Annotated in this window: 15 protein-coding genes; 4 read left to right on the top strand and 11 right to left on the bottom strand. The window is 29.4% G+C overall.

Annotation, left to right across the window (positions count from 1 at the left end; genetic code table 11):
• Nucleotides 1-4: 4 nt before the first annotated feature.
• The 3 genes from OREMA_RS0106725 to OREMA_RS0106715 form a co-directional block, all read right to left on the bottom strand.
• On the bottom strand, nt 5-1156 hold the full coding sequence (locus tag OREMA_RS0106725) for a cysteine desulfurase family protein (RefSeq protein WP_018248505.1): 1152 nt from the start codon (nt 1154-1156) through the stop codon (nt 5-7).
• A gap of 221 nt (nt 1157-1377) precedes the next feature.
• A complete protein-coding gene (locus tag OREMA_RS0106720) occupies nt 1378-2427 on the bottom strand; it encodes an IS30 family transposase (RefSeq protein WP_018248379.1) in 1050 nt (349 codons plus the stop codon).
• 232 nt (nt 2428-2659) lie between these two features.
• Nucleotides 2660-2959: an MTH1187 family thiamine-binding protein gene (locus OREMA_RS0106715; protein ID WP_018248504.1), complete on the bottom strand. Its 300-nt coding sequence runs from the start codon at nt 2957-2959 to the stop codon at nt 2660-2662.
• A 448-nt stretch (nt 2960-3407) separates the two neighbouring features.
• On the opposite strand from OREMA_RS0106715, the gene OREMA_RS0106710 reads away from it, so the two are divergent.
• Together OREMA_RS0106710 and OREMA_RS0106705 are read left to right on the top strand one after the other, a co-directional pair.
• Complete coding sequence (locus tag OREMA_RS0106710; RefSeq protein WP_018248503.1) at nt 3408-4181, top strand: DUF1385 domain-containing protein; 774 nt, start codon at nt 3408-3410, stop codon at nt 4179-4181.
• 37 nt (nt 4182-4218) lie between these two features.
• Complete coding sequence (locus OREMA_RS0106705) at nt 4219-4827, top strand: 5' nucleotidase, NT5C type (RefSeq protein ID WP_244871491.1); 609 nt, start codon at nt 4219-4221, stop codon at nt 4825-4827.
• Nucleotides 4828-4867: 40 nt separating this feature from the next.
• Here the strand turns inward: OREMA_RS0106705 and OREMA_RS0106700 are convergent, their stop codons facing one another.
• From OREMA_RS0106700 to OREMA_RS0106685, 4 genes are all read right to left on the bottom strand, one after another.
• Nucleotides 4868-6355, bottom strand: coding sequence for a sodium-dependent transporter (locus OREMA_RS0106700; RefSeq protein ID WP_018248501.1), 1488 nt, complete (start codon nt 6353-6355; stop codon nt 4868-4870).
• Nucleotides 6356-6580: 225 nt separating this feature from the next.
• A complete protein-coding gene (locus OREMA_RS0106695; protein WP_018248500.1) occupies nt 6581-6862 on the bottom strand; it encodes a hypothetical protein in 282 nt (93 codons plus the stop codon).
• A 234-nt stretch (nt 6863-7096) separates the two neighbouring features.
• Nucleotides 7097-8110 carry a spore photoproduct lyase gene (splB, locus tag OREMA_RS0106690; protein WP_018248499.1) on the bottom strand — a complete coding sequence of 338 codons (1014 nt, stop codon included), beginning with the start codon at nt 8108-8110 and terminating at the stop codon, nt 7097-7099.
• 199 nt (nt 8111-8309) lie between these two features.
• The gene (locus OREMA_RS0106685) at nt 8310-9296 is read right to left on the bottom strand and encodes an asparaginase (protein WP_018248498.1); all 987 of its coding nucleotides are present in this window, start codon (nt 9294-9296) and stop codon (nt 8310-8312) included.
• Nucleotides 9297-9511: 215 nt separating this feature from the next.
• Between OREMA_RS0106685 and OREMA_RS18275 the strand changes: the two genes are divergently transcribed.
• Nucleotides 9512-10096, top strand: a complete 585-nt coding sequence (locus OREMA_RS18275) for a hypothetical protein (RefSeq protein ID WP_018248497.1) — start codon at nt 9512-9514, stop codon at nt 10094-10096.
• A gap of 166 nt (nt 10097-10262) precedes the next feature.
• A complete protein-coding gene (locus tag OREMA_RS0106675; protein WP_018248496.1) occupies nt 10263-10493 on the top strand; it encodes a hypothetical protein in 231 nt (76 codons plus the stop codon).
• A 208-nt stretch (nt 10494-10701) separates the two neighbouring features.
• Here the strand turns inward: OREMA_RS0106675 and OREMA_RS0106670 are convergent, their stop codons facing one another.
• The 4 genes from OREMA_RS0106670 to OREMA_RS0106655 form a co-directional block, all read right to left on the bottom strand.
• Entirely contained in the window at nt 10702-11499 is a 798-nt protein-coding gene (locus OREMA_RS0106670) for an SDR family NAD(P)-dependent oxidoreductase (protein ID WP_018248495.1), read from the bottom strand.
• A gap of 187 nt (nt 11500-11686) precedes the next feature.
• Nucleotides 11687-12697: a M42 family metallopeptidase gene (locus tag OREMA_RS0106665; RefSeq protein WP_018248494.1), complete on the bottom strand. Its 1011-nt coding sequence runs from the start codon at nt 12695-12697 to the stop codon at nt 11687-11689.
• A gap of 2 nt (nt 12698-12699) precedes the next feature.
• The gene (locus tag OREMA_RS0106660) at nt 12700-13719 is read right to left on the bottom strand and encodes a M42 family metallopeptidase (RefSeq protein WP_018248493.1); all 1020 of its coding nucleotides are present in this window, start codon (nt 13717-13719) and stop codon (nt 12700-12702) included.
• A complete protein-coding gene (locus OREMA_RS0106655) occupies nt 13710-14765 on the bottom strand; it encodes a M42 family metallopeptidase (RefSeq protein ID WP_018248492.1) in 1056 nt (351 codons plus the stop codon). The genes OREMA_RS0106660 and OREMA_RS0106655 overlap by 10 nt, the downstream gene beginning before the upstream one ends.
• Nucleotides 14766-15015: the final 250 nt, after the last annotated feature.

The following is a 15015-nucleotide window of genomic DNA, read 5'->3' as shown; positions in this document are numbered from 1 at the left end:
ATTATCACCTCTGCATGATTTTTCTCAACATTTTTACACTAGTTTTTAGCTTATCTACTACATAATTAATATCTTCCTCAGTGATTTCTAAAGAAAGACTAAATCTAATTGCTCCTTCAATAATCTCTTTTCTTAAATTAATTGCTTCTAAAACATAACTAGGGGTTTCTTGGCGTGAAGAGCAAGCTGCACCTGTTGATACATAAATTCCTTCTCTTTCTAAAGTATGGACTAAAACTTCCCCTTTAACCCCCTCAAAAGAGATGTTTGCTATATGACAAGCTCCAGAATAAATATCTGGACCATTCAAGATTGTTCCCTCTATCTCATCTAAAATTCTATTTACTAATAATTTTTTTAGTTTGTATATCTTATCTCTATCCTCTTTAGTAGGAATTAACTCAGCGGCTTTACCAAAACCTACAATTCCAGGAACATTCTCTGTCCCAGGTCTAATGCCAGCTTCTTGGCCACTTCCTGCCATTAAGTTATCTAATCTAGTACCCTTCCTAATATACAAGGCCCCTACTCCTTTAGGACCATGAATCTTATGACTACTAATTGAGTATAAATCTATCCCAACCTTTTCAGGATAAATATCAGCTTTACCAAAACTTTGTACACCATCTACATGGAAATATAGATTATCATAATTAGCAATTAATTCACCGATTTCAGCTAAGGATTGAATCGAACCTATTTCATTATTAATTCCCATGATACTAACTAAGATAGTATCTTCATTTAAGAATTTTTTTAATTCATCGGTCTTTATCTTTCCAGTATTATCAACATTCAAATATTTAACTTCAAAACCATCTTCCTCTAATCTGTTAAAGACCTCTAATACAGAAGGATGTTCTATTGAGGTAGTAATTACTCTATTGCCATATCTCTTTAGAGAATTTGCTACACCTTGAATAGCCAAATTATTAGATTCTGTACCTCCAGATGTAAAGTATACTTCTTTAGGATTCACCTCCAATTTATTGGCTATTCTCTTTCTCGCTTCTTTAATTAATTTCTCTGCTTTTATTCCCATTCCATGCAATGAAGATGGATTAGCATAAGCTGTAGTTAAAGCAATCTTCATCTCTTCTACAGCCTTGGGATGAGGCTTAGTTGTTGCTGCATTATCTAGATAAATCTCTTTCATCTTTATTCCTCCGTTATTAGTTAATTAGCATGGAGCTTTATAAATGATCAAATGTTAACCCAATTAATGAAATAAAAAATCAAAATGATTAGCCACAGATTAACACAAATGGACACAGATAGGAGCCTTAAATTAGAAAATAAGGTTCTAATCTGTGAATATTTGTGGCCTTAAATTGCAATAATAAATTGAACATTTTCAAACTGTAATAATTTGGTTATTTAGTCATAAAGAATTTGTTTTAATTTATCTTCAAATATTTCATCAGGGGTTAGGTAATCTAAGATTTTTCTTGGTAAAGTATTGCACCAGTTTTGGACTCTAGCAATAGATTCAATAGAGAATTGGTTTAGACTATTACCTTTAGGGATAAAGCGTCTTATAAGACCATTATGACGCTCATTAGTTCCTCTTTCCCATGATGAATATGGATGTGCAAAGTATACTTTAGTATCACTAATTTGCTCTAAAAATGACATTTGAGCAAACTCAGAGCCATTATCACAAGTGAAGCTTTTAAATACTTTTGGAAAACAATCTCCTGCTTCATTAACGAGCTTTAAAATAGCATCTTGAACTGCTTGAGCAGTCTTGGCAGGGATTTTACGAATAATTTCTTTACGAGTCATACGTTCTGTCATAGTAAGTAAAACTGATTCATTTTTAGTCTTTTTGCCTATCATAGTGTCAATTTCCCAGTGACCAAACTCACTACGATTATTAATACTTTCAGGGCGTTGATCTATACTTGTACCAAGCTTCTTTTTATTATTTTTAGTGTGCTTTCTTTTTGAAGAACGCTTAAGCTTCAAAGGTAAATCAATGTTTTTAATTGTCAATAATCCAGCGTTGACGTAGTTATAAAGCGTTTTAGTAGATACCATCTCTGGCTTTGGAAATTTATTATGAAGTTTTGCTGCACCACATATAGCATCAAGAGAATGTCCTTTTTCGTAGAACTGTTCTATAACATAATCAATGAACTCTTCACATTGCAAAAGTTTAAATTTAGGACCACAATTCTTGCGATTAGATTCATAAACTCTTTGACCAGTGTCAGGGTAATAGACCATAATCTTTTTATTAGCTTTAATTTGAGAAACTGTACCACGTTTTAGTTCGTTTCTAATGGTATTAGAAGCTCTACCTAAACGTTTTGCAATAGCATTTGGATTCATTCCTTCGGAATGTAATAATGCAATTTGACCACGTTCATAAGCATTTAGGTGTTTATTTTTTCGGGATTTTGGTGTATCATTTAAGTAAGTCATAGTGTGCACCCTCCTGTAACTGGTTATTTTGTGGTGATTTAATTATATTACAGGTTGGTGCCCTATGGCTATTTTTATTTTGTTCAATTTGATTTTACAATGAAGCGAATATTTGTGGCAAAAAGATTATTTTTAAATTTCATGCTATGCTTAGTAATTATTTTGTTTTTATTTCATGTTATATTTAAAGTATTTATAAATTAATACAAATATTTTTGTAGTTAATAACTAGCTATAATTTACTTTTAACTGATCTTATTTTTTGCTGTATATTAGCTTTTTTATCTCGTCTATCATCTATCTTAATATTAGTGTAGACTCTTTTAGCCCCATTATCAAAAGGAAGCTTATGGATCTTCTTTATAATTTCTAAAATATCATCTAGTTCCCCTTCAATAATAGTCCCCATCGCAGTTAACTGATAATCTATATTATCTTCGTTAGCTAAAATTTTGTGACAACCAGCTACATATTTACTTAAACTAGTATCCTCTGTACCTATAGGTACCACACTAACTTCTACAATAGCCAATTTTCAACTTCCCCCTCTAATGATATCTAAATATTAATATTGCACTATAGAAAATAACTATAATCAGAAATGAATAAAGAAGATTGAAATCTAAAATCAAATAATAGTTATTACTTTCTATGCTACTATTTTTTCTAAATCTATTCATAGTTATGTACTTAAGTATTACTAAATAAAATATATTATCAATAGATATCTAAGTAATTTAGTTATGTAAAAAATCTGAAATCTAAATAATATAGATCTATACTACAACATTATATTATAACAATTAAGAGTAATAATTTAAAGGATAGTTTATATTTTATAAATTACTAAAATTTAATTCTTAGGATATTCAGATAATAAATAAAAGACAATTACAAGCTTTTTTAAATAAACAAAGTATATATCATTAATTGACATATTATATTAGACATAATAAACTAGTTACTAGGAGGTGTAGAATATGAAAATAGGTGGAAGAGCATATAAAAATGGTGTTCGGCTAGTAGGTGAGAACTATTCAGTCAAAGCTTATTATGATAATGATCAATTAAAATATATAATTAATCGAAAAATAGCAAATAAAAATAAATTCTTAGTAGTAAGTAAAAAAATACCTATAATTCGTGGTATGATTAGCTTTATATTTGCATTGGTCTCCTTTTTTAAAGAAGCTTCAGGTAATCCTAAAAGGTATTGGCCAATTTTATTAATCTTTAGCTTAGATATCTTATTAGAAAGTTATTTTATTCTAATGCCTGAAAGTAGTAATAATTTATTAACTACATTGTCCCAAATCAATTCTCAGTTTTATATTATTATGGGAATAATAGTGGCCTTCTTATTGCGACAAACATTACTAAAAGATACCTTTAAATTTCATGGTGCCGAACATAAAGCAGTGAATTATTTTGAAGCTGAGTATGAAACGCCACTCATAGAACAATCTAGATTAGCTAATCGTTGTGGGACCAATCTAATAGTATTTTACTTTATTATTATTAGTTTATTTGCTTTTTTTGGTATATATATTAATGCATATTTAGAAAGTTTATTAGCAATTGGGATTGCTTATGAAATCATATCTTTAGCTCCAGATAGTATATTATCTATTGCTTATCTGTTCCAGAAATTTACTACTATTGAGCCTGATAAAAGACATTTAAAAGCTGCAGAAACAGCATTAAATGTTTTAATGTCTCAAGAAGATGAAGGCTCACCACCAGTAATAATTTGAAAGATTAGGAGCTAGTTAATGCAAGATGGGCTTATTTATGTTAGAATGTATAGTAATATTTGTTGATGAGGTGATTAATATGACAAAAAGAATTGGTGTAGATATTGATGCAGTTTTGACTGATGAAGGACGAGGAGAGGAAAATATTTGGCATTCAAATATATGCAAGTATTTTGACTTAACAGAAAGAATTGATAATGTATATGATTTTAGAGATGCTTACGGTCTAAGCAGTGAAGAAGTAGAAGAGTTTATAGCTGCAAAAGGATTGACAATATTTAGAGAGGTTCCTCCTCGCCCTCGATGCAAAGAGGTTTTAAGTGATTTAAAAGAAAAGGATTATAGCATTATTTTAGTGACAGCTAGACCAGCTGAAAATAATACAGTAACTTTAGAATGGCTAGAGGAACATCAAATTCCTTTCGATAAATTAATTCATAGTGAAGAAAAAGCTGACGTTTGTAAGAAAGAAGATATAGAATTTTTTATAGATGATAATCCTAAACACCTAATCCCTATAAGAGAGTTATTAAGAATTCCAGTTTTATTAATGAATATGGATCATAATCAAGGTATATCAGGTGAGTTTATTAGGGTAGATAATTGGACAGATATAGAGAAACATATTCCCCAAATTTTAGAATGAAAAAAGGTGAGAGGAATATTCCTCTCACCTTTTTTCATTACTATTCTTCTATATTTTTATATTTTTCTTGCCAAGACATATTATTTAAAATGATAGCAAATACTAAGGTTAATCCTGTTACTATCCATCCTATTTTTAATCCTGAGATAGGATATCCCCCATAACCTTCTTTTATTTCACTAATTAAACTTAGAATTAGCATAGTTCCTAAGATTATAGGTGTGAAATATTTAATCATTATATCCCACCAAGAACCAATTTGAAAGTTAGAAATAGGATTAAAGTAATCTCTTAACTTACTTGCTTTATAAATCCACCCTAAAACAATACATTGAATAATCCCAATACTTACAATCGCAAATTGCATATTAAAATAATCGATTATATCTAAAAAGTATAATCCAGCACCAGTTGTAAAGATCAGACTTCCTAGCAATCCAGCTAAAGCTACAATAGTGGATGCTTTCCTTCTACTCCAAGCAAATTTATCATTAAGTGCCTTTACTACAGCCTCTACCATAGATATACTTGATGATATACCTGCTATAACTAAAGCAGAGAAGAATAAAACTCCAAATAATGTACTGAAAGCTGGCAACATATTAATTGCTTTAGGAAATGCTATAAAAGCAAGCCCTATACTTTGTGTTACAACATCTTCGAAAGGAGTACCAGTTTGTGTTGCCATATAACCTAGAATTCCAAACACTCCAATTCCTACAATAAAACTAAAGCCACAATTTGCTAATGCTGCAATAAAGGAGTTATTAACAATATCAGAATCTTTCGGTAAGTAACTTGCATAAGTAATCATCACTCCAAAGCAGACACTTAAAGTAAAGAATATCTGTCCATAAGCAGCTAGCCATACTTTAGAATTTAATAATTGTGAGAAATCAGGCTCTAAAAATTTATTTATTCCTGCTACAGCTCCAGGTAAAGTAATACCTCTAACTGTGATAATTAACATTAATAAAGCTAATAAAGGCATAAATATTTTAGAAGCTTTCTCAATACCTTTCTCAACTCCATTATAAACAATAATATAATTAATGAACCAAATAGCTACTACACTTAATAGTATAGTTATATTTATTCCACCTATACTTTCTATTCCAGAAGTTAAATTTAAATGTTCTGAGTAAAAGAATGCTTCTGGATTAGATCCCCAAGCTTGGCTTAGAGCATAATAGATATATTTTAAGCTCCAACTGATAATAACTACGTAGTATGTTAATAATACAAACACAGATAAAACTGGCCACCAACCGACCCATTCCCACTTCTTCTTTAATTTCTTATACGCTAATACAGTTGAACCCCTCATCTTCTTTCCAAAGCTAAATTCTAAAATTAATAGTGGAATACCTGTAGTTAATAAAGCAACTAGATAAGGTATTAAAAATGCTCCTCCACCATTTTCATAAGAGACATAACTAAATCTCCAAATATTACCGAGACCTACTGCTGAACCAACAGTAGCCAAAATAAATCCTAATCTACTACCCCATTGATTTTCTTCTGACAACTTCTCTCCTCCTCTTCTGCTAGTAATAAAAATTAAAAAATATTAGGTTAAACTTATTAAAAATTAATTATCATTTACATAAATTCAACCTATCTTTAATTTTTAAACTATGATTTATAATGTTGTGAAATCTGTTAGATTATGAAATAAATATATCATTTCCTTATAGTTATGTCAAGATTTTAAAGAAAGCATAAAACTTTATAATAATATCATTTTAATTTGTTAATTATTCTTTTTTATCTCATCTAAATCTAACTTAATATCGATCAATAGATAAATTAATTCTCCTATACCATAAAGAAATAAAAACTGAAAAACACCAATGTATATCGGGAATAAATTATTAAATAATATAAAAATAGGGTTTTGATTTACCAGTCCCATTCCTAGACCATCACTTGCTATTTTAGCAACTGTTGTTAATATTAATCCTATAAGAGCTATTATTCCTAGAATTTTGCATCCAATACCTATAAATTTTAATACCTTATAATTATTATTCAAAATTAACCTCTCCTTTTTTAATTTCTAATTTCAACCTCTTTATTATATTTATTATTGAACAAACTATAATAGCAGATATATTACTTTGTTTTAAAAAATAGAAAATAATAAAGAATTTATATGAAATTATTAGAATTTAAAAGTTACTATTTTTCTATTGAAAAATATAATCATCTATTTATTTATTAGTCTGAAAAATAAGAGCTAAGTGGCTTAAGCCACTTAGCTCTTATTTTAAGTAAAATATTCTATCTTAGCTTGAGGGAAATAATATTTTATTCTACCTTCTATAAACTCCTTTAACCTTTCTGCCTTTTCTTCAGGATAAACATACTTTCCAAATCCTTTATGATGGTGACTATCTTTGTCTAGTTTCAATTTAGTATTAGGAAATCTAGCTTCTATTAATTTCTTAGATCTAGTAGTAAATCTATACATAATTAACTCAAAACTCAAAGGTTGATTTTGAGTTATCGTTAATTCAGAACTTAATTTTTTTAATGTCTGTTCATAATCTTTCTGCCAACCATCATAAATCATCAAAGGTGCTAGAATAAAACCTAAAGGATATCCAGCTTGTTGAATCTTTCTTGCTGCAGTAATTCTTTCATCTAAGGTTGCTGTTAAATGTTCAAAATTTTTAATTACATAATTAGAGTTGATACTAAAGCGAAATCTAGTATGCTGATTATGTTTAATATCTAATAAATTATCAACAAAAGCAAATTTAGTAACTAATCTTAATCTCCCCTTTTCTTCTTTGGCAAAGAATTCTATTAACTTTTTTAAACTTCCTGTTAAGTGTTCCACTGCTATTGGATCTGAAGAACTACTTGCTTCAAAGCTAACAATCTTTCCTTCCCCTTTAGCAATATGTTTTTTTGCAGCCTCTAGAATTTCTTCAACATTAACATAAACTCTTAAGTAAGAAGCAGATCCTAAATTAGTAGATAGATAACAATATTCACACTTCCCAGGACAGCTAGTATTCATAACCAGTCTATAATCAGCTGAAGGATAACAAGATTTAAATCTTAATGTCTTCTTTACTCCAACTACTAATGTTTCTTTAGTCCAATTAAATAAAGCAGTTGGGCTCATCTGCTCATCAGGACTAACTCGATTGTGAGATTTAATATATTCTACTGGAATTCCTTCTTCTTTAAACCTTTTATCCAACTTTCTTCCCAAAGAATATTCTAAGGCCTGATCTTCTATCAAAACTCTTTTGGCTTTAAATTGCTTCATCTATCCCCTCTCCGTTTACATTCATTATTTCAATTAGTTATTAATTTAATTCTATAAATTTATTATCTCCTCAAAATAAAATATAAATACTTGAAAGATAAATTATAGTTTCTAAAGTTAAGGAGTGATAGCTTTATAAATAAGTTTTGAAAAGATTAGATCTTAGTAAAGGAAAAGAATAATAAAACAAGTTAGTGTTTTACATCTTTAACTTCAAACCAAAAAACTGTCTAATTTCATTTTTGCTAAGCCCTTGACCCAATAATAACATTAAGACTAATCTTGCTTTAGTACTATTTAAATTACCAGCAAAAATAATATCAGTCTCTGCAATATTGGTCTTGCCTGTTGAAGCACCATAAAGATTGTATACTCTTCCTTCTAAACAACGCGAGGTTATAACTACAGGTATCTTTTCTTTTTTTGCTCTAAGTAATGAAGAAACTATACTCTTTGGTAAGGTCCCTAATCCAAAAGCTTCTAATACTAATCCCTTAACACCATAATCCAAGGATGCCTGAATTAATCGATCATCATTTCCTATAGCTAATTTTATTAACTGGACATTATCTTCTAATTCTTCGGTATTAATTGTAACCTGTTTATCTAAATTATAAAAATAATGAACTCCACAGTGATCTATACTACCAATTGAACCAGTATTAATTGAATCAAATGCCCACAATTTATTTGTATGGACTTTAGAAACAAATCTAGCCGCATGAATCTGGTTATTTAGAACAACAAGCACTCCTTTATTTTTACTATGGGGTTCGATTATTGTTTGTAAAGATTGGACCAGATTAGCTTTTCCATCTGAACTTAATTGATTAAAACTCCTTAGAGCACCTGTGATAACTACAGGATTTTCAGTATCCAAAACTAAATCTAATAAATACGCAGTCTCCTCTAAGGTGTCTGTACCGTGGGTAATTAAGACACCACTAATATCTTTGCTTGCTAAAGCTTCCTTAACTAATTTAGATAGTTCCAAGATCATCTTAGGAGTTAATTGTGAACTATCTAAATTACTATATTGAATTAATTCTAATTCAGCAATATTATTCAATTCAGGTACGGAGTTTAATAAATCTTTTCCTGATAACTTTGGAACTATCTGGTGAGTATTTTGATCCTCCCCCATAGCAATCGTACCACCGGTAGTAATAACTTTAATCTTCTTCACAGTTGACCTCCTTTTATCTAATAAAGACCCTTTATCAAAAAAATATTCATAATTAATCATAGACAGATATATACATATAATGTTGGGTTCATATAATATTTATACTTTTACACTAATAGACTATGTCTTTTATTATTGTTAAATGCAATATTAAGAACTTTATTTTTGATTTTTAATATATTTTATAAATTTAATATATAAAAGAGGAGAGTTTTATGAAAAAAAGTAATATCTATCTTTCAATTACATTATTTATATTAATTATCTTAATACCCAAAACTATGCTAGCAAGTAATTTTAGAAATTCAGAATATGATTTTAGAGAAATAAAATGGGGAATGAATATGAAAGAAGTCAAAAAAAGAGAATCTTTAGAAGTATGTGATGAATATAAAAATAAGCTAATATATATTACAAATATTGCTCATAGAAGATCAGGTTTAGTTTATAAGTTTAATAATCAGAAATTAACTACTGCCTTATATATTTTCTTAGAAAAACACCATAATAAAGCATCTTACATAAATGATTATCAGAAATTAAAGTACTTATTGATTAAAAGATATGGTACTCCGCTTAATAGTAATAAAATTTGGCTAAATAATAATTGCAGTAGCAAAATCAAATATGGAGCAGCACTAGAAAGAGGCGATTTAGCCTTTGCTAGTATTTGGGAAACAGATAAGACTAAAATTTTCTTATTACTCTTTGGTGCTAATAATGATATAGAGCTAATGATTAAATATATAAGTAAAGATTATGCTTATTTAATTGATAAAAGCTATATTGAAGGATTATAATATAAAAACTATCCTAATTATCAAATAAGAACTTTTCAAACTTTAACACTCCAGCTTTTTATATAGACTTTAATTAATAAAATTAAATTTTTATTAACTTCTATCTAGCTAATTATTTCATAAGTATAATATAAGAAAATATTCTGATAAAAAGGAGGTTCCTTCAATGTCAGAAGACAAGAACCTATGCCCTTTCCTTTTAATGGCTAATAGCAACCTCTTCCCTAAAGCTAAAACTCTTAGTGAGTTTCAGCGATTTAAAGGCGAAATAATAAAGTTGAGCAATTGTATAGAATTTGATTGTCATTTTTATGGTGCAAATAAGACTTGCAAAATAAGCCAATTAGCAAATATAGAAGATATTAGCTTGAATCTACAAAAGAAAAATAATTTTTAATTTATCTAGTATTCAAATTAAAAAGCGCCATCAACTTATAAGTTGATGGCGCTTTTTTGATATAAACTTGGAGTGAAAAGGCTTTTCTTTATAATTGATAATGACTTTCGATATCATTATTATATAATAAGTAATTAATCTTGTCAAATATAAAATTAGTTATTTGTTAAAAAACTTTATAAAGTTCTTTAACAGTACCTAATAGTAATCAATTAGGTGATTGTAATTTTTTAACTATCTCTGTAATAGCTTTGCTTGGCATTAGCTTTGATGAAGTAGCAAGCAATTTATTCTGAATCCCTGGAATGATTATCCTTTTGCCTTTCAGAAGTCCTTTATAAGCCACTTTTGCTACAGTTTCAGCCTTCATAACTTCACTTTCAAACAATTTAACCTTCTTCATATTAGCAACATCTTGAAAATTGGTATCCGTAGGCCCAGGGCATAAAGTAGAAATACTTATCTTTAAATTATTTAATTCACTAGCTAAGGCTTCACTAAAAGATAAAACATAGGCTTTACTAGCATAATATACTGACATATATGGTCCAGGTTGAAAAGCAGCAGTTGAAGCAACATTCATTATCTTGCCATAACCCATCTTAATCATATCTTGTAAAAATAATTTAGTTAAAAAGGTAACTGTAGTAATATTTAAATTAATCATATCAATTTCAGTCTCTATATCAGTCTTATGAAACAAGCCTAATTTTCCAAAGCCTGCATTGTTAACTAATACAGAAACATCTAAGCCTTTATTTTGAATCTTATTATATAATTTTTTTACATTATCTAGCGAAGATAAATCAGCAGCAAAGATATAACAATTTATATTATACTTCTCTATTAGTTCTTTAGCTATTTCAGCTAACTTATCTTCACTTCGTGCTACTAATATTAAATTAAATTTATTTTGAGCAAAGATATTAGCTAATTCATAGCCTATACCTTTAGATGCTCCTGTGATTAAAGTATATTTTTCTTTTAGTCTCTTTAGATTACTCAATTTTAACCTCCTTTTATAGATCAAGGTTGAGATTATTATAATTCAATAACTAGTGATAAGTAAGGAGTAAACAGTGAAGAAATTAACTTGTTACCAGTTACTAGTCACTTGTTACTGTCTTTTTAAGATATCTCAGTACAAATAATAAAAAGCAGACATTAAGTCTGCCTTCTAATCATTTCCAACTTTATTCAAATGCTTTTCCATAGTCAGACTCCAATATATTCACTAATAATTTCACACCATTTTTCATATCATTAATATCTATCATTTCTGAAGGAGAATGAACATAACGACAAGGTATAGATAAAGCTCCAGAACGAACTCCTGATCGAGTTAAATGAATACTTCCTGCATCTGTCCCCCCTGCTGTAAGTACTTCTAATTGATATGGAATATTATTTTTCTCTGCAATATCAATCATTAAGTTTTTAACTTGTGGATGGACAAGAACAGATCTATCTTTAACTTTAATAGCAGGACCTTTTCCTAAACCAACCTCCATGGTCTTAGCTTCAGGTGTATCTCCAGTTAAAGTAACATCAACTGCAATTCCCAAATCAGGATTAATACCATAAGCAGATGTTTTGGATCCTCTTAACCCTACTTCTTCTTGTACAGTAAATACAAAATAAGTATCATAGCTTGGTTGATCATCTAATTGATTGATAGTTTCGATTAAAAGAGCACAACCACTGCGATCATCCATAGATTTAGCAACACATCTATCACCTAAATCATCCATCTTCCGATAATAAGATGCTGTATCACCTATATTAACCTTCTTTTTAGCTTCCTCTTTACTACTTGCTCCAATATCAGCATATAATTTTTCATGTTTTAACTTACTAATATCCTCTAACTTTCCTTCCTTATCAATTACAGCTATAATTTCATTATTAAATATAATTCTTTCACCTAATAATGTATATGGTGATACACCACCTACATTAGAAAAACGAATAAATCCATTATCATCAATATGGGTAGCAATCAATCCTATCTCATCCATATGAGCTGCTAACATTATAGATTTACTAGAGTCTTTACCTTTTTTTAGAACGATTAAATTACCTAGATTATCAACTTTTATCTGATCTACCTTATCTTCTATTTTATCTTTAATAATCTCTCTTATATTTTCTTCATTTCCAGATGGTCCATAAGCTTCTACTAATTCTTTGATTAATTTTTTCATTATTAAAACCCTCCTTTTTCAATTTCTTTACAAAATTCATCTACTAGTTTTACTGTAGACTCATAATCACTTAAGTTGATTATAGATGCTGGTGAATGAATATATCTAGCTGGTACTGAAATAATTGCTGTAGCTATTCCATTTTTAGATAGATGAATCTTTCCTGCATCTGTTCCAGCTTTGGTAAATTTTCTAAATTGATATTTGATATTTTTTTCTTCACATACACTAATAAGTCTATCTAATATTGCTTTAAAAACAATTGTACTACCATCTCTTAAAGTTAGAGCTGGGCCTTCTCCTAATCTAGTAGAATATCCTTCTTCTTTAGCATCAGGAACATCAGCAGCTGTAGTAGACTCTAATACTAAAGCTAAATCAGGCTCTATATCATAGGCAGCTACAGTTGCTCCTCTCGCTCCTACTTCTTCTTGAACTGTAAAGACGCCATATAAAGGGAAGTTATAATCTTTTTTCATAATTTCAACCAATGCTGCACAGCCTACCCTATCATCAAAAGCTTTTCCTTTAACAGTTTTTGATCCTAATCTTTCAAATTTACTATCAAAGCTTGCCATAGTCCCAAGATCTATTAATTTCTCACTCTCTTCTTTACTCTTAGCTCCAATATCTATATATAAGGCTTTATAATCTAATGGTTTTTTTCGTTCATTAGGTTTTTGTAGATGAATTGCCTTAGCACCTATTACACCTGGGATCTTATCATCTCCTACTAATACTCTTTTAGATACTAAAACCCTCTTATCAATTCCTCCCACAGGTTTAAAACTCAATAGTCCATCATCAGTTATATCTGTAATCATTAGACCAATTTCATCCATATGAGCTGCTAACATCATTTTAGGACCTTGTTTCTTCCCCTTTTTATAGACAATTAAATTTCCTAAAGTGTCTGTTTTGATTTCATCCACATAATTAACTAGTTCTTCTCTAATAATATTCCTTACTTCCGATTCTCTACCAGAAACACCGATAGCTTCACTTAATTTCTTTAAAAGCATCTTAACCCCTCCACAAAGTCAGCATTTATTTCGGCAATAAAGTGGGCTAACAATCTAGCTCCACGCTTAATATCATCTAAACTAACAGTTTCAACAGAGGTATGCATATAACGTAGTGGAATAGATAATAGGGCAGTTGCTATTCCAGAACGTGTTACTTGTATAGCATAGGCATCTGTTCCTGCTGGAGTATTAGATGGATCAACTTGATAAGGGATATCAAGTTCCTTGGCTATCTCTTTTAATTTTTTAAATATTTTGGGATGTACGTGTGGTCCAAAGCCAAGAGCAGGACCTTCACCTAATTCAGCAGCATCCTCTTTACTAACTCCAGGCATAGTAGCATGGCAAACATCAATTGCTATTCCGATATCGGGTACTATACCATATGTACTTGTAATCGCTCCTCTAACTCCAACTTCTTCTTGTACAGTAGCTACTCCATATACATCAACTTGGTGTTTTAGTTTTTTTAAATGTTTTAAGGTTTCTAACACCATTAAAACTCCTGCTCTATCATCTAAAGATTTACCTGTTACTCTATTATTTTTTAATTCTGTAAATCTTCTTTTAATAGATATTACATCTCCTACTCTAATAGTTTCTTTTATTTCTTTTTCACTTAGTCCTAAATCTATATACATATCTTCCATTTTATAAGCTTTTTTTCTTTCATCAGCACTTTGGATATGAGGTGGTTTAGCACCAACAACTCCATTTAAAGATTCCTTACCATGTACACTTACTTCTTGCCCAACTAAAGTTCTTGGGTCTACACCACCTACTGCAGTAAACCTTAAGAAACCACCATCTTCAATTTTAGTAACCATTAAACCAATTTCATCCATATGAGCAGCTAACATTACTGTCAATTCTTCGGAGGATTGAAATCCTTTTTGAAGTGAAATCAAATTTCCTAAAGAATCATATTTAATACTATCAGTATATTTCTTAAAATCCTCTGCTACCTGCCTAGAAATTTTTCTTTCATAACCTGATACACCTACTGCATCAGATAACTCTTGTAAAAAAATCTTAGCTTCCATTTTATTTCCCTCCTTTTAAAATTACAATTAATATTATAATAGGTTATACTAAATCAAGTTAAATTTACTTATAAAACTAAGATTATCCTTATTAATTATTTCGCAAAAAAACAAATTTGTCAATTAGTTAATAATATTTGCTAATAATCCTTGCTACAAATATACATAAATATAGATATCTAAGTCTAATTTTTGGTTTTAGATGTTAGGAGTTGGGAGTTAGTAAGGTCTTCCTACCTCCTATCCCCTA

The sequence above is a fragment of the Orenia marismortui DSM 5156 genome, from assembly GCF_000379025.1.
Lineage (GTDB): Bacteria > Bacillota > Halanaerobiia > Halobacteroidales > Halobacteroidaceae > Orenia > Orenia marismortui.
Note: the sequence above shows the minus strand (reverse complement) of the source record. Positions and strands in the feature narration are given on the sequence as shown.